The organism is Nocardia sp. NPDC004711, from assembly GCF_053601595.1.
Window position 1 is genome coordinate 14,380 of sequence record NZ_JBSGCB010000055.1, and the last position, 14,999, is coordinate 29,378.

The following is a 14,999-nucleotide window of genomic DNA, read 5'->3' on the forward strand; positions in this document are numbered from 1 at the left end:
CCATCACAGCCGTAGGTGGCCGGAGTCGGCACCGGGGGTGCCGACGGAGGCCGGGCCGACCATGACGGTCTGCGCGGTCGTCATGACCAATCCCGATGCACCCCAGCCGATTCGACGAGAGAAAGTTCTACTTGCACTCATCTGAGCTCCTGTTCGTGAATCCCGCCGTTGGGGTCCACGAACACTAACGTTCACAGAGTGTGAAATGAGGAAATTCCAAATCTTCCTCAGCCCAAGATTTTTGGGGCAGCCGACTCCGATCGGCTCGGCCGGGCGGGACCGGGCACCGTCGTCTTCCTCGCTGCCGCGGGTCGGCACTGAACACGACTTCGAAAACTGACACCGGATCGGGGGTAGTGGTGCGATCGCGCGGTCTCCTGCACTGGCGTCGAAATATGCTGTAGTGCAACATGTTTCGAGTGAATTATCTGCGGTAGTGGCGTTACCGCCGGATCTCGGTTCGCGCGACTGGCCCTCCTCCAGTCCAGCCCTTGGCCTCGGCGGATTGGTGGTCATCGATATGGACCACATACAGCAGTGGGGAGTCTGCCCGGCTGGTCGCGACATCCCGAGCAGCGAACGGGCAGCCGTCCGCGGGGATCTCGGCGAGTTCGTCGTGGTCGTTCTTCATCACCGCCTGCACCGGCCGCAAACCCGCGCTGACCGATGCCCAGGCCTGCCAGCCGCGCGAGCGTGCAGCAGCGGATGAGTCGAAGTCGTTGCTGGCCGAGGAATTCAGCATCAGCCGCGAAATCGTCTACAGCTACCTGCGTGCCGACACTGTCATGGGCTGCTGGCAAGCTGAGACCGATCCCGCCGCCCGGCGCGAGCGACGGTGGTAGGGCTCGATGAGGTTGTGCAGCGGGTTCGTTCCCCTTGCGCCGTGCGGATTCGTTTGGTGTGCAGAAGGAGTGGTCGGTGTCGAAGGACGTGCTGCTGTTCTCGGACTATTGCCAGATCCACGTCTTCGACCAGGACACGGCCGAGGATGTGTGCGGCCTCTGGGGCCCGGACGATTCCCCGGCAGGCGGATACCTGGCGCTGGGCAGGGACGCGGTCGCGGTCGAGACGGGTGTCAACGGGGACCTGGTGGTCGCCGTCGAGGTCACCGATGGACCTCCGGCCATGGGCGCCGATGCCGAGGTCGTGCTGGAGTGCAGCCTGCACGCCGGGTCCGGTCGCATGGTCCTCGGATCGCCGACGCTGCCCCCGGAGGACGGCCCGTCATTCGACGTACCAACTGGCTGGTTGCGGCTGCGTGTGTCGATGGCCTGGTGGCCCGACGAGGAGGATCCGCGGGTCGACACCGTCGCCGCCGCCGACCTCGACGAGGCCAGCATCCCGCTGCACTCGCGCGACGAGCCCAGCTTCGAGGTCCTCAACCGCGTCCGCCTCCAGTTCTGGCCTGCGGGACCGTCCGAGCCTGCTCTGGTCCGCGGATGGGTCGGCGGTACATACAAGTCGTAGGCGTCACCGTAGTACTCGCCGAAAATCGGGCGGATATCGGAGCAACCGCAGCTGATGGTGCTATCGGTCATGATGCCGGGTCCAGGAAGGCGCCACCGCGTTCCCCGCGCCCCTTTCCGCACATAAGTGGGCGGTACCCGCTTAGCGCTGGATTGATAGCCACACCGCTCAGCGTGACTTTTCCCGGATCTGTCCTTCAACCCCCGGGCCGCCGCGGCCAGCGGGCGGTGCACGCCTTCGGCCTGGCAACGGTGTTGATAGGCAGCGGTTTTGGGAGTTCAGCGGCCGGTGTATTCGATGTGGAAGTCTGGGTCACCGTGCGGCGGCTTGTTGCCCCGCAGCAGGGCCTCGTAGATGGCGGCGCCTGCGCTGATTGCCTTCTGCGCGTCGTCGGTGTTGTAGGTGTCGATGGACAGGTCCAGCATCAATTTGTCGGCGGCGGGAATGCCGCCCACCCACCACGCTTTGAGCAGCGACTTGGCAGCCGCGTAAGCGCGGGTCGGTCCCTTCGACAGTCGTGTGGCCAGCTCGCGTGCCGTGTCGTCGAGTTTGTCGTCGGGCACGATGAAGTCGGCCACCTGCGGGACCTGCGTAATCGGCGTCCGCTCGCCGAGCATGACCATGCGGCGGGCCGCTCCTGGACCGATCAAGCTGGCCAACCGTTGATAGCCGCCCGCCAATGGCACTTGCGCCGAGTTGATTTCCACACACCACAGTACGGTGTTCTCCGACGCGACGATGAAATCGGCAGCGAGCGCGAGCTCGAAACCGGCGCCTGTCGTCTGACCGCGCAGAGCCACCACGACGGGAATGCGCATCGATTCAATCGCACGGTAGGAGTTGGTCACCTCGGTGACGAACGTGCGAAACCAGTTGTAGCTCTTGCCGGGCCATTCGTGCACCGCACCGCCGACGCTGAAGTTCGGTCCTTCGGCGTGGATGAGCAGCGCGCGGATGTCGCTGTCGGCGGCGTCGTGCACCGCAGCGATGAGGTCGTTGTTGTATTGCGCGCTCACGAAGTTGAACGGCGGGCTGGCCAGCACAATCCGGCCAAGGCTGTCTTCCTTCTCGAATCGAACAGCGCTCACTGGCGTCATCCTTTCCTCCGCGTCTGACTCGGCGTCTCCGCGCATGTCGCTGCCGGCGGCTGTAAAGGCAGCCGTTTGTGCTCAGGCGGACCCCCGTCGCACGATCGTCGACACCGCACAAGAGAAACACACTCGGCCATGCATGATCGCTATTTCAGGCATGCGTGCCTCGTTCGTGATTGCCACACAACGGCCTGGGCGAAGAAGACCCGCCGAAGTCACCGCGTGTCGATGCCTGCCGCTCACACTCTGGATCGACCGGTTGACGAACGGGCTTACGAACACCGATACCTGCGGTGGCGCGGGTGGTTCATAGCGCGCGTTCACGTTCGTCGTGTCGCCGGAGAAGGTCGCGCCCCGGAACTCGGTGGGGCAGGAGAATGTCGGCTCCCTGAAGTCTGCGGCGCTGGAGAATGTACGCGATGGCCTGCGTCGCCGACGAATCCGCTGAGTCCAATCAGCGGCGTTGCCCGCTACGGATTAATGGTCGACGGCGGTGAACAGGTCGGATTCCTTGAAGTCGAGCATCGTGCGGTAGCCGAGAATCTCGCCTGGGGTGATGTCTGCGGTCCGGCCCGCGTCGTAGAGCTCGATCCGGATGCGGTACTTCGTGCCGGGCGTGGGTGTAGCGGCCCAGCAGCGCCAGGTGATGCCGTCTTCGTCAGCTTTCGGGCTCAGGTCCTCGCACGTTCCTGTGGTTACACCTGTGCGGGCTTCCCTTGGCGGGAGTTGCACGCCTCTCTCATCAACCAGGATGGGGTCGAGTGAGTAGCTTCGGTCCTTGAAGCCGAGCAACGATACGTGGATGAAGACCATGTCCCCGGCGAAGGGGCTGAAGTCAGCTGGAAGGGTCGGATTGGATTCGCCCATTCGGTAGCGGTAGCCGATGTAGTCCACGGCATGCTCGACGGCGATGTGATCGATTGTGGCGCCGAGCTTCTCCTCTTCCCTTTTGGTCGAATCACTCGCTGCTGTTCGCGATGCCCGGCGGTTGAGCGCGGCTCGCCGCGACGGCGGAGCAGGCGACCGTCAACGTCGCGTTGTTCGAGCAGTCGCCGCGTGACTGGCGCTAGGCGGCTCGCTAGCTGGATCTGCCATGTCCATGCATCGCATTAGGGCGGGCGAACGCAACCGCTGTCCAGCGAAATATTGGCGCAGTGTGTCTGGCCCCCAGAAGCCGGAGCGTGACGCCAGATTTGGCTGATACTAATCGATCTCGCACAAGGGACGTACTTCACCGACTGGCTTGGCGAGGCGCAGCAGCGATCTTGTCCCTTGCCGAGGGCGGAGGCGTGGCCGCCGACCCTCCTACCAGTTGGTACCACGATCTCGGATGGGCTGTGGAAGTACGTCACCACGCTGCGCGCCGCACCTGGGCCAGAGCGCTTACGCCAACCAGGAATGGTGCGGGCTGGTCGCTGAACCTCTTCGGCTACATCGCCAACTCCCGCCGCGACGACCGGACGAACCGGCGCATCCCGAACACGATCACGTCGGGGTCGTTGATGTCGTGGCCGCCGTCGAACACCATCTGTCCGCTGTCGCCGAAGGGCAGTCCGCCTGGACGGCGGACGGTATTGACTGTCCCGGACATTGATTGGGTGGTCGAGGTGCTCGAGCATTGGGTGAGTGAGGTGCGCCCGCTGTTCAATCCCCGGCAGCCGGTTGCAGGCACTCTGGGTTCACGAATGCGCGGGTCGGATGTCCCCACGTGTCGCGTAGTGCATCTGAAATTGTGATGGTTTGCAGCAGATCCAGCTATTGGACTTATGGCGCGGTGGGTCGCAGAGTGGAATCAGGCGGGCGAGAACAAGGCCAGTCCTTCGCCCGGTCGACCTTCTGATCGATTCGAAAAGTCAACCAATGGAAAGGAATAGGGTCGCGATGCCGTCTGGCTCGTGTGCCCTGACTGCGCTATGACTGTATTTCGCGATCTGCGGCACTACATCGATAACCTCACTGAGAAATTGGGTGAGGATGAAGTGCGTGTCATCGACGGTGCCGATTGGGACTTGGAGATCGGTGCGATCACCGAGCTGCTCGCCGAAAAGGAGGGGCCAGCACTACTTTTCGACAATATTTCCGGCTATCCAGCGGGCTATCGGGTCTTCACGAACTTCATGGGCACCGCAGAGCGTTGCGCGGTGGCGCTCGGGCTGCCCGCGGATACCTCGAAGATGGATATCATCCGGGCCTGGAAGGACCTGAGCAAGCGGATCGAACCGATACCGCCTGTGGTCGTATCGACGGGTTCGGTGCTCGAAAACATCATGGAGGGCGACGATATCGATCTGACCGCCTTCCCTACGCCGCGCTGGCACGCCGAGGACGGTGGTCGCTATATCGGCACGGCCTGCATGGTCATCACACGCGACCCCGACACCGGATGGGTCAACGTCGGCACCTACCGGGGGTGTGTGCAGGGTAAGGATCGCTTGTCGCTGTGGATGCTCGGCAACCGCCATGCACGCGCGATCGCGAAGAAGTATTGGGATCGTGGCATCGCGTGCCCGATCGCGGTGGTCGTCGGTTCGGATCCGATTCTGTCCACGGTCGCCGCAATCGCCGCGCCCGCAGGTGTTTCCGAGTACGACGTGGCCGGCGGTCTTCGCGGTGAAGCGGTGGAGGTGCTGTACGCCCCGGGTAGCGACCTGCCGATTCCGGCGCACGCCGAGATCGTCATCCAAGGCGAGATGCCGCCGGTCACAGAGGAATCGGTCCTCGAAGGTCCCTTCGGTGAATGGACGGGCTACTTCACCCACGCGGGGCAGGAGACGGTGGTCCGGGTCAATCGGATCATGCATCGAGACTCGCCGATCATTCTCGGTGCGCCGCCGATGATTCCGACCGTTCCGGCCGGCGACCAGGCGGTCCCGCTGTACTCCGCATCGGTCACCTGGGACCACCTGGAGGCCTCTGGAGTGCAGAACATTCGAGGCGTGTGGGCCTACGCGCGCCAGCTCATGATGGTGATCTCGATCGAGCAGACCGGCGCGGGAGACGCGATGCACGCGCTCATGGCTGCCGCCGGCCGCAAGCGCACCGGCGGCATGGAGCGGTACTTCGTCGTGGTCGACGAGGACATCGACATCACCGATATCAACCATGTCCTGTGGGCCATGTTCACTCGGGTCGACCCGTCGGAGTCGATTCACGTGCTGCGGGCTCCGACCACCGCGATCGATCCACGACTGTCGCCCGCCAAGCGTGAGGCCGGGGATATGTCCATGGGGATCGTGCTGATCGATGCCTGTAAACCGTTCGCGTGGAGAGACTCCTACCCGAAGTCGAACCGTTTCGATGAGCCGTATCGGGCCGAGATCCGCGAGCGGTGGAAAGCGACGCTGCCGCTGTAATTCCGGATCCGCTGACACACCCGAGAAATGATGGAAAGGCCTGATCTGATGCCCCTGCCCGACGAGATCATCGCGTTGCTGCGCGGATTCCCTGATCCAGAAGCCCATGAACAGGCCTTTCCATTCCTCACCGTGGATCCGAACGGGTTCCCCCACAGCGCACTGCTGTCGCGGTCGGAACTCGAGCCGGCCGCGGACGGCGAACGCTTGCTCGCGGCGATCGCGAGTAACCGGAGTCGGGCGAATCTGCGGCGCTCGGGTTCGGCTGGACTCATCGCAGTGCATGGTTCGGTCTGTCACCACGTCAAGCTCGAACTGACGGCATCGTTGGACGACGGCGATCTCGCTGGCTGCGTCTTCGCGCTCGTCGAGCACAAACGTGACGATATCGGTATTCCGGTGGAGCCGTTGACATTCCGGACCTCCGCTGAGCTCGCGGCCCGGGAGGATTGGCGGCGCAGTGCGGCGTTGCTCGCTCGATTGCACATGGTGGGGGCCGACGGGGAGGTGCGGCGATGACCGAATCCGTGACCCGCATCATTGTGGGAATCACCGGTGCCAGCGGTGCACCGTTCGCGGTACGCCTTTTGGAGACATTGCGCGAAATGCCGCAGGTCGAAACGCATCTCGTGATGAGCACCTGGGCGAAGTCCAATATCGAGATGGAAACGCGCTACTCCACGCGCGAGGTCGCGGCGCTGGGCGACGTCACCTACAACCTGGGCGAGCAGGGTGCAGCGATCTCGTCGGGGTCCTTCCGGACTGCCGGGATGATCGTCGTGCCGTGCAGTATGCGGACCCTCGCGGGAATCCGGCACGGCCACGCGGACAACCTCATCTGCCGCGCTGCCGACGTGGTGCTCAAGGAGCATCGCCGGCTGGTCGTCGTGCCACGGGAAATGCCGCTCAACGAGATTCATCTGGAGAACATGCTGGCGCTGAGCCGGATGGGCGCGCGGATCGTGCCCCCGATGCCGGCGTTCTACAACCAGCCCGAGACGATCGACGACATTGTCGACCACATCGTCACCCGGATCCTCGACCAGTTCGATCTCGATGCTCCGCAGGCCCGCCGATGGCGAGGTTTGGACGTGGCCCGACACGAACGCGCAAGGGCACGGGCCGTTGCGGATTCATTCGAAGGCTGAGGGCTGACGTGGTTCTCTGCGTTGCGATGCCAGTGCCGCCGTGTGTTCGATGAAGACCTGGGCGGCGGGACTGGCGGCGGCGCCGGCGCGCCAGATGATTCCCAGCCGGCCCCGCGGAAGCTCTGGTATGGGCACTCCGACAACTCGATCATTGTGCCGGAGTACTGATTCCGGAACCAAGGCCATGCCGAGGCCCTTTTCCACCATCATGACCAGAACATCGGCGTCACCGGCCTCGAACGCGATATGGGTGGGAATGCCGGCGCGGGACAGGGCTCGGTCGAGCTGCCAGCGCAGGCCGGAGCCCTCCGGCAGCGCGATGAGTGGCCGTTCGCTGAGAACGCTCAGCGGTAGTTCCCCCTGGCGTGCCAGCGGATCGGACGGCAAGAGTGCGGCGACAACGTGCTCGGTGTGGAGTTCGCGAGTGTGGATGCCCGCCACCGCTTCGTCGGTGAGGCTGGTGAACGCGACGTCGATGACACCTTCGTTCAGCCGTCGGAGCAGTGTCGCCGCCGTGTCTTCGATGAGTGAGATGCCGACGCCCGGATGTTTGCGGTGGAACGAGGCGAGAGTCTCGGGTAGGTCGACGCTGCGTGGCGAGATCGAGGTAATGCTGCCGATCGCCACATGCCCGTTCAGTAGCCCGGTGAGGGCATCTACGGCGGCGCGACCGGCCGCGAGGGCGTTGATCGCTGCGTGTGCGTGGGGGAGCAGCGCCGCACCGGCGGCCGTGAGCTGTGCCGCTCGCGGCCGCCGATCGAAAAGCGGTTGTCCCAGTTCACGTTCCAGCGCCTTGATCTGGGCACTGACCCCGGATTGGGCGACATGCACCTGTTCCGCCGCGCGGGTGAAGGTGCCCGCTTCCGCGACGGCAATGAAGTACTGCAGCTGGCGCAGGTCCACTGTCTATGTGTATCGGAGAGGCGTTGCTGGGCGGCGGCCGGTGTCGACCGGTGCCGTGTCCGGAAAGATGGGTTCTATAAGCGGAACCGTCGGCGCAGCACTGTGGAGCTGCGTGCGATGGAACAGCCCGAACACAGCTCGCTGATCAACCCGGCCCACTGGCATCTTGGTGGTGCTGGTCACGGTCCGAGGAACAGTTCTTCGCACGGCAGGCGCGGCAGCAGCCCATAGTCGTTGATCGTGTCGCGTATGAATTCGATTGTGAACCAATGCTTTTTCCTCCAATCGTGGATCAAGTAGCGCACTGCCGCCGCGGTGGCCCTGTAGTCGAAGGCCATGCCGGCCAGCCAGATTCGGACGTGGACATCACCTTCGGGCGGGAACCATCCTTGAGTAGTCATGGGCGGCCATCTCCAGGCATTACCGTGTCAACCTTTCCGAATGAGGCACTAGGTGGTCAGTTCGTCGCCCAGCGGGACCAGACCTCGGCTCTGCAATCCGCCGTCGGAGTGGATGACGCACCCGGTCACCGACTTCGTGCGCTCCTTCGACGCGAGGTACACGTAGGCCCAGACATGGTCGGCGGGTTCGGAGGCCACCTGCAGCGGGTTGGTCTGGCGAATCAAATTGGGCAGGTCGGGCATGTCGACCAGTCGAACGTCGCCGGAATCCATCGCCTCCACGCCGCGTAACTGCGTGACGGTCCCGCCCGGCGCGACCGCGTTGACCCGGATGTGCGGGGCCAGCTCGAAGGACAGCTGGGACAGCAGGCCGCGGACCGCGAATTTGGAACCGGTGTACAACGGTCCGCCTCCACCGGGGAGGAAGCCGGCGTTCGAAATCGTCAGCACCACATTGCCCTGCGTCTTGGACAGCTCGGGCAGGGCTGCCTTCACTGCCAGCAGCGATCCCTTGACGTTGATGTCGAACATCTCGGTGAAGGCAGCGTCGATGCGATCGTCGGCCAGGCTCTTCAGGGACACGAAGTAGTCGAAAATCCCCGCGACCGTCACCAGCACGTCGATCCGGCCGAACCGTTCGACAGTGTCGGCGACCGCGCGCTGATGATCGGCAAGGTTGCGCACGTCACCCTGGGTCGCCGATACCGCGGTGCCCGGTAGGGCGCGCAGCTCGGCGATCGCCTCGTCGGAGCGATCGAGCACCCCGACCTGTGCGCCCTCGTCGACGAAACACTCCACCACTGCTCGGCCGATTCCGGTGCCGCCGCCGGTGACCAGCACGACCTTTCCGGCCAACCAACCTTCACTCATATCCAACTCTTTCCACTGGGGTGCCTCGCCTCCGCGAGGCCGAACGGGCGGTTGTCACAGCGCCGCCGGGCCGATCGAGCCCTCGAGCATTCGGGTGAATACGTCGGTGGACTGCCATGTCAGGGCCTCCAGCACGACCGGGTCGAGACGAATACTGGTGCCCCGCCGCAGTGAGGTGATCTCGAGCCGCTCGCCATTGCCGGTCGCGACCACCCGCATGAAGACCTCGGCGAACTCGTTGCTGAGCCGTAGCGGACTCACAGGAATATCCCGAGGTTGGCGGTGACCAGTGTGGTGTGTGCCAAATGCACCGTCCGCGCCGCGACTTTCCAGCCGTCGGCGGTGTCGTGCAGTATGTCGAACCGTTCGCCGACGATCAGATCGGATCCGATGCCGTCGCCTTGCCCCCGAAAACACATGAAACTGCTTCGCACATCATATTTTCCGGGGGTGTCGAGTGCATCGACTCGGATGTTTGTCACCAGCCGCTGGGTTCGTGATGGCGGATCTTCGGCGTAGGCGTGTTCGGTGTAGAGCCGAGAGACACGCATTTTCATCGATGCGTACGTCTCTTTCATGTGGAATCCGATGGGGGAGAGCTCCAGGTGCCGCGCTTCCGGGCCGCGAGTGATGCGAATGGGCATCAGATACACGAGCTCCTCGGACAGGCATTCCAGCCAGCAGTTGAACTCGCGGTGGTCCAGGTACTCGGCCTCACGATAGAGGAAGCTCGCGCACTCGGCGGTGATGTCTCGGGGGGTGTTCGTGGGTGAAGTCGTCGAAAGCGTCACTGGTCGGTCTCCTGTCCTTCGCCATCGTTCGCGTTCGAGATCTCACGCAGCCAGCGTCGGTAGAAGGCCCGCTGCGGGGCTTCTCCGAGCGCGGACGTGGTCGCTCGGCCGGGGAACTGCCATTGCGTGTCCTCCTCGTAGTCGCTCATTCCGTCGATACCGAGCTGAAAGTTGAGGCGCATGCCGCTCTTCCGCGCGAAAACCGATCTGCCGGCGACCGGTGCACCGGCCCACGCGACCGGGTCATCCTGCTCGAGGATTCCGGCCGGGCCGTGCATACTGAGCCCGGCGACGTAGGCGTCTTCGTTGAATCCGTCCGGTGCGCTGTTCCAGCCCAGCGTCCAATTCCAGTTCTCCAGCGTGTCCGGCCCGGCGGGTTGCAGCAGGCGCAGGTAGGTGAACACCGTTGGCGGGGCGTCCGGGTGTGGGGACGCGGGGACGCGAATCAATCCCAGGTTGGGGAAGATGAGAAAGGTTGTCGCCGAGTGGTTCTCGACGAACAGACGCTGGTCCGGGGTGAGGCGGTCGGTCTGGAATGTCTCGGCGACTTCCGGCGGAAAGCCTGAACGATGCCACGGCGGTGGGAGGAATCCGTCGTTGATGATCATCCCGTGGCCTTCGTCGAAGTACACGTGCCTCGACACCCCTTGTGGCCCCGCGCCGCCCGATTCGATGTTGGGGAACATGCCGACCTCCTCCGCCGAACGGTGCAGGGAGGGAACGTGATACGCGTCGGCCATGACATTGTCGGCGGCGGATTTCCAGTTCGCGGGCACACGCCAGCGGTGGGGTTCGCCGATTGCCCGCATGCCCTGGTCATTGAGACCGAGCAAGACGTCCAGGTACCAGCGCATGTCGCCGAGATACTCGTCGAGCGTCGGCGCGTCCGGATCGAGCGTGGCGAATACCAGGCCGTGTACCGAGTCCACATGGGGCGCGGCCGCCAAGCCCCACGCCGCGGCGTCCAACTTCTTGTATGCCTTCTTACGATACGGCGCGCCGCTCCATTCGCCATTGTTCTTGAAGACCCAGGAGTGATACGGGCAGCGGAAGTGCGAGCTATTGCCCTTTTCCACCCGACACACCGGACTGCCGCGGTGCGTACATTTATTGAACAGAACCCGGATCTCGCCGTCTTCGTCACGTACGACGATGAACTGATCCTCGCCGATGTAGCGCAGCACGTAGTCACCGGGCGTCGGAATCTCGGACTCATGGGCGACGAAACACCAACAGCGCGCGAAGATTCGGTCGAGCTCATAAGAATAGAGCTCCGGATCGTTGAAGATCCGAGGCGAAATAATTCCTTGTTCCAACTCGCGATCCACCGTACGGAAGAATTCCGCGGCAGAATTAGATGTCTGGATTCCGCCCCCGGATTCGGGTTTGATCTTCTGATCGAACACGTGATATCTCCTCGTGAAGCACCCTCGGACTTCCGGGCAAAGTACGGCCCTCGAGACCGGACGCCAATGGCGCCGGTCCGGATGTCGGAACATCGGCGGTGGCGGCGCTTGGATCGGGTGAATCAGCAGATCGGGCACGTGTGTCGCAGTATGCTGGCGCTATGCTGCTCAATGGATCGGTCGGCTGCCCGAGATCGGCCGATTCGAGGATTTCGGCCTCATGTTCCGCGCGTAGCTCTCGGGAGATAGGCCTTGTCGATGGTCAGCCACGATCCGCTGCGAACGCAACGTGAAATTGGCGCGAGCATTCCAGCCGGTCTGAGAGAGGCCGGATTCGAGGACGTCACCGAGATCGGGCGCGGCGGTTTCGGAATCGTGTACCGCTGTGCGCAGTCAGCGCTGGAGCGGACGGTTGCCGTGAAGGTGCTGACCTCCGACCTCGACCGCGAGAACCTCGAACGGTTCCTCAGGGAACAGCGGGCCATGGGTAGACTCTCGGGCCATCCGAATATCGTCGGCATTCTGTTCACTGGCGTGATAATGGCCGACCGCCCGTATATCGTCATGCCGTTCCATCCGCGCGGATCGCTGCAGCGTCGGATCGAACAGGATGGTCCGCTCCGGTGGCAAGACGGCCTGCGGATCGGCGTGCGGCTGGCGGGCGCGCTCGAGACGGCGCACCAGTCGGGTGTGCTGCATCGGGATGTCAAGCCGGGAAACGTATTACTGAACGGGTATGGCGAACCGGAACTCAGCGACTTCGGAATAGCCCATGTTCCAGGTGGGTTCGTCACCACATCCGGAATCATCACGGGGTCGCCGGCCTTCACCGCACCAGAGGTATTGAAAGGCCATTTGCCGACCGTGGCATCGGACATCTACAGTCTCGGTTCGACATTGTTCTGTTTGATCACCGGTCACGCTGCCTTCGAACGCCGCACCGGAGAGAAGGTGATGTCGCAGTTTCTTCGCATCACCTCAGAGCCTGTTCCGGATTTGCGTGAACGACACATTCCGGATGATGTGTGCGCCGCGATCGAGCGAGCGATGTCCGAGGATCCGGCGGATCGCTTTGCCACCGCCGCCGCATTCGGTGGCGACCTCTGCGAAATCCAACGACGCCACCGTTTGCCCGTCGACAATATGGCCCTTCCCGACGGCCAGGCCGCCGCCTCGCTGGATATCGTCGACAGCTCCGACAGCCCATCGAACGACCGAGGTGATGTGATGGCCGATGCACCGACGCCCCCGGGCGGTTCAGGCCTTCCCGTGGACATGACCAGCCTGGTGGGACGCAAAGCCGAGTCGGCGGAAGTCCGCCGGGTGCTGGCCGATTCGCGGCTGGTCACATTGACCGGTATCGGTGGTGTCGGCAAGACCCGGCTCGCCGTGCACGTGGCTCGAAAGGTGCAGCGCGGCTTCGCCGATGGTGTGGTCCTGGTCGAGCTGGCAGATTTGGCGGATCACGCCCTGGTGGGGTTGACGGTCGCGCAGGCGGTGGGCGCCCCGACACATCAGCCGGATGTGGTCGGGACCTTGATCGACTATCTGCGTGGGCGTGAGCTGCTATTGGTGTTGGACAATTGCGAGCACCTGCTGGACGAGAGTGCGATCCTGGTCCGAAATCTCTTGTCCACGTGCGCGGGTCTGCGGATCCTCGTCACCAGTCGTGAGCCACTACGTGTTTCCGGTGAGCATGTGTTCGAGGTGGACCCGCTGGCGGTACACCGGACGGCCGCGCAGCTGGCGTATCCAGCATCCGCGGCGGATTCGCGACCCGATGCCGTGGCACTGTTCGCCGACCGTGCGTTGGCGGCAGCGCCGACCTTCCGGATCACCGCCGACAATGCCCAGACGATCGAGGAGCTGTGCCGGCGACTCGATGGATTGCCACTGGCGATCGAGCTCGCCGCCGGGCGCATGCGGGCGCTGTCGCCACGTGAGCTGCTCGATCGGCTCGACGACCGCCACAAATTGCTCAGCGTCGGTGACCGTTCCGCGGCCCCGCGCCATCAATCGTTGTGGGCGACCCTCGACTGGAGCTACGAACTGTGTTCGGATCGAGAACGACTGCTGTGGGAACGGCTTTCGGTCTTCACCGGCGCCGTGCATCTACAGGCAGCCGAATGCATCTGCAGTAGCGAGGACTTGCCGCGAGACGCGGTCGTCGATTGCATCTCGGCGCTGGTGGACAAGTCCATCCTCGCCCAGCATTCGACGGGCGGCACGCCGACCTATCGGATGCTCGAAACGGTGCGTGACTACGGGCTACGGAAGCTGCACGGGCGTCCTGCCGAAGCCGAGATCAACGGGCGTTATCGAACCTATTACCAGCGGCTGGCGCGCGAGTTCGAAGAGAATTGGTTCGGTCCCGGCCAAGAGCAGATGGTCGAACGAATGCGGGGCGAGCACGCGAACCTGCGGGCCGTCCTCGATTCGCTGTTGTCGGATCCGGCGGGTGGGCGGGCTGCCCTCGGTATGGCTGCTGCGCTGTTCTGGTATTGGCTCGGCTGTGGCCAGCAGCGCGAGGGACGGCATTGGCTCGATCGGGCCCTGGCGTCCGACAGTGCCGCGAGTTCCGAGCGTGCGGCGGCCCTGTGGTCCAACGGCTATCTCGCGGTCGCCGAGGGCAAAGCGGTGGTGGCGCTGGAACTGCTGCGCACCAGCCAGGCTCTGGCGAAGGAGCTGGGCGATACGGTGAATCTCGCGCATGCAACACATTTCCGCGGCGTGGCCGAACATAATCTCGGAAACACGATGCAGGGGATGGCCCTTATCGAAGAGGGGTCTGCGATGGAGGCGGAGGGTGGTCCCGGTCTGTTGCACATCCTGGCACTGGAACAGCTCGGCTGGGCTTACTGCCGCAAACACGAACCCGACCGGGCACTCGAGGTTCTCGAACAGTGCCGTCAGGCCTGCACGGCCCACGGCGAGCGATGGCTGCTGTCCTGGATCCAGACCTTCCTCGGTTTGGCGCAGTGGATGCGTGGCGAGTTCGCCGAGGCAGGTCTCCTGCTACGAGAAGCGTTGGCAGGCAAACGGCCGTTCCACGACGCCCTCGGAATCGCGGTCGTGCTGGAAATACTGTCCTGGGTGGCAGCGGCCGAAGGCGACCCCGGGCGATCGGCGCGCCTGATGGGTGCGGTTCGCCAGGTTTGGGAACCGCTCGGCGATTATCCAGGGGGCTTCGAACTGCGGACCTGGAGCGATCAGACCGGGCAAGAGGTGAGAGCCCTGTTGGGAGACAACGCCTTCGAGAACGCGTTCAGCGAGGGCGGTCGGCTCGGCACCGAGCGCGCGACCGGGTATGCGCTGGGCGAGGCAGCGCCGGTCGAGGAGCAGTCCTCGACCGACGATGCCCTCATCGCCGCTCTCACACCGCGTGAGGCGCAGGTCGCGCGCATGTTGGCCGAGGGAATGACCAACAAGCAAATCGCCCAGGCCTTGATCATCGCCCCACGCACGGTGGAGACGCACGTGGAGCACATCTTCACGAAATTGGGTGTGAACAATCGAACCCAGGTCGCCTCTCTGCTAGCGACCCAGTAACGCTGACCTGCGGTGAGCCG

Annotated in this window: 16 protein-coding genes; 5 read left to right on the forward strand and 11 right to left on the reverse strand. The window is 63.9% G+C overall.

All coding sequences use genetic code 11. The annotated features are described in order from the left end of the window. Positions 1-3 precede the first annotated feature (3 nt). The gene (locus tag ACWEKS_RS38650) at positions 4-141 is read right to left on the reverse strand and encodes a hypothetical protein (protein ID WP_452344685.1); all 138 of its coding nucleotides are present in this window, start codon (positions 139-141) and stop codon (positions 4-6) included. A 301-nt stretch (positions 142-442) separates the two neighbouring features. Further along, a complete protein-coding gene (locus ACWEKS_RS38655) occupies positions 443-742 on the reverse strand; it encodes a hypothetical protein (protein ID WP_452344686.1) in 300 nt (99 codons plus the stop codon). Positions 743-918: 176 nt separating this feature from the next. On the opposite strand from ACWEKS_RS38655, the gene ACWEKS_RS38660 reads away from it, so the two are divergent. Next, positions 919-1,467 carry a hypothetical protein gene (locus tag ACWEKS_RS38660; RefSeq protein ID WP_452344687.1) on the forward strand — a complete coding sequence of 183 codons (549 nt, stop codon included), beginning with the start codon at positions 919-921 and terminating at the stop codon, positions 1,465-1,467. A 278-nt stretch (positions 1,468-1,745) separates the two neighbouring features. Here the strand turns inward: ACWEKS_RS38660 and ACWEKS_RS38665 are convergent, their stop codons facing one another. The 3 genes from ACWEKS_RS38665 to ACWEKS_RS38675 all read right to left on the reverse strand — a co-directional run bounded on the left by ACWEKS_RS38665 (position 1,746) and on the right by ACWEKS_RS38675 (position 4,149). Next, positions 1,746-2,555 (reverse strand): enoyl-CoA hydratase/isomerase family protein, encoded by an 810-nt coding sequence (locus ACWEKS_RS38665; protein WP_452344688.1) that lies wholly within the window; start codon positions 2,553-2,555, stop codon positions 1,746-1,748. 480 nt (positions 2,556-3,035) lie between these two features. Further along, a complete protein-coding gene (locus ACWEKS_RS38670; RefSeq protein WP_452344689.1) occupies positions 3,036-3,452 on the reverse strand; it encodes a hypothetical protein in 417 nt (138 codons plus the stop codon). 535 nt (positions 3,453-3,987) lie between these two features. Further along, the gene (locus ACWEKS_RS38675; RefSeq protein ID WP_452344690.1) at positions 3,988-4,149 is read right to left on the reverse strand and encodes a hypothetical protein; all 162 of its coding nucleotides are present in this window, start codon (positions 4,147-4,149) and stop codon (positions 3,988-3,990) included. A gap of 340 nt (positions 4,150-4,489) precedes the next feature. Here ACWEKS_RS38675 and ACWEKS_RS38680 point away from each other — a divergent pair, with 340 nt between their 5' ends. The 3 genes from ACWEKS_RS38680 to ACWEKS_RS38690 are packed head-to-tail and all read left to right on the forward strand — an operon-like array spanning position 4,490 to position 7,059. After that, the gene (locus ACWEKS_RS38680) at positions 4,490-5,911 is read left to right on the forward strand and encodes a UbiD family decarboxylase (protein WP_452344727.1); all 1,422 of its coding nucleotides are present in this window, start codon (positions 4,490-4,492) and stop codon (positions 5,909-5,911) included. Between the two features lie 27 nt (positions 5,912-5,938). Further along, positions 5,939-6,430 (forward strand): hypothetical protein, encoded by a 492-nt coding sequence (locus tag ACWEKS_RS38685; protein WP_452344691.1) that lies wholly within the window; start codon positions 5,939-5,941, stop codon positions 6,428-6,430. Next, a complete protein-coding gene (locus tag ACWEKS_RS38690; protein WP_452344692.1) occupies positions 6,427-7,059 on the forward strand; it encodes a non-oxidative hydroxyarylic acid decarboxylases subunit B in 633 nt (210 codons plus the stop codon). The genes ACWEKS_RS38685 and ACWEKS_RS38690 overlap by 4 nt, the downstream gene beginning before the upstream one ends. Here ACWEKS_RS38690 and ACWEKS_RS38695 read toward each other — a convergent pair. The 6 genes from ACWEKS_RS38695 to ACWEKS_RS38720 all read right to left on the reverse strand — a co-directional run bounded on the left by ACWEKS_RS38695 (position 7,045) and on the right by ACWEKS_RS38720 (position 11,430). Further along, the gene (locus ACWEKS_RS38695; RefSeq protein ID WP_452344693.1) at positions 7,045-7,962 is read right to left on the reverse strand and encodes a LysR family transcriptional regulator; all 918 of its coding nucleotides are present in this window, start codon (positions 7,960-7,962) and stop codon (positions 7,045-7,047) included. The two genes, ACWEKS_RS38690 and ACWEKS_RS38695, sit on opposite strands and share 15 nt — an antisense overlap. A gap of 179 nt (positions 7,963-8,141) precedes the next feature. Next, entirely contained in the window at positions 8,142-8,363 is a 222-nt protein-coding gene (locus ACWEKS_RS38700; RefSeq protein ID WP_452344694.1) for a hypothetical protein, read from the reverse strand. A 48-nt stretch (positions 8,364-8,411) separates the two neighbouring features. Beyond that, complete coding sequence (gene hcaB / locus ACWEKS_RS38705) at positions 8,412-9,233, reverse strand: 3-(cis-5,6-dihydroxycyclohexa-1,3-dien-1-yl)propanoate dehydrogenase (RefSeq protein ID WP_452344695.1); 822 nt, start codon at positions 9,231-9,233, stop codon at positions 8,412-8,414. A gap of 54 nt (positions 9,234-9,287) precedes the next feature. Further along, positions 9,288-9,494, reverse strand: a complete 207-nt coding sequence (locus ACWEKS_RS38710) for a dihydrodiol dehydrogenase (protein WP_452344696.1) — start codon at positions 9,492-9,494, stop codon at positions 9,288-9,290. Then, entirely contained in the window at positions 9,491-10,024 is a 534-nt protein-coding gene (locus tag ACWEKS_RS38715; RefSeq protein WP_452344697.1) for an aromatic-ring-hydroxylating dioxygenase subunit beta, read from the reverse strand. Before ACWEKS_RS38715 ends, ACWEKS_RS38710 begins: the two co-directional genes overlap by 4 nt. Next, positions 10,021-11,430: an aromatic ring-hydroxylating oxygenase subunit alpha gene (locus tag ACWEKS_RS38720; RefSeq protein WP_452344698.1), complete on the reverse strand. Its 1,410-nt coding sequence runs from the start codon at positions 11,428-11,430 to the stop codon at positions 10,021-10,023. Before ACWEKS_RS38720 ends, ACWEKS_RS38715 begins: the two co-directional genes overlap by 4 nt. A 258-nt stretch (positions 11,431-11,688) precedes the next feature. Between ACWEKS_RS38720 and ACWEKS_RS38725 the strand changes: the two genes are divergently transcribed. Beyond that, positions 11,689-14,979, forward strand: a complete 3,291-nt coding sequence (locus tag ACWEKS_RS38725; RefSeq protein WP_452344699.1) for a protein kinase domain-containing protein — start codon at positions 11,689-11,691, stop codon at positions 14,977-14,979. Positions 14,980-14,999: the final 20 nt, after the last annotated feature.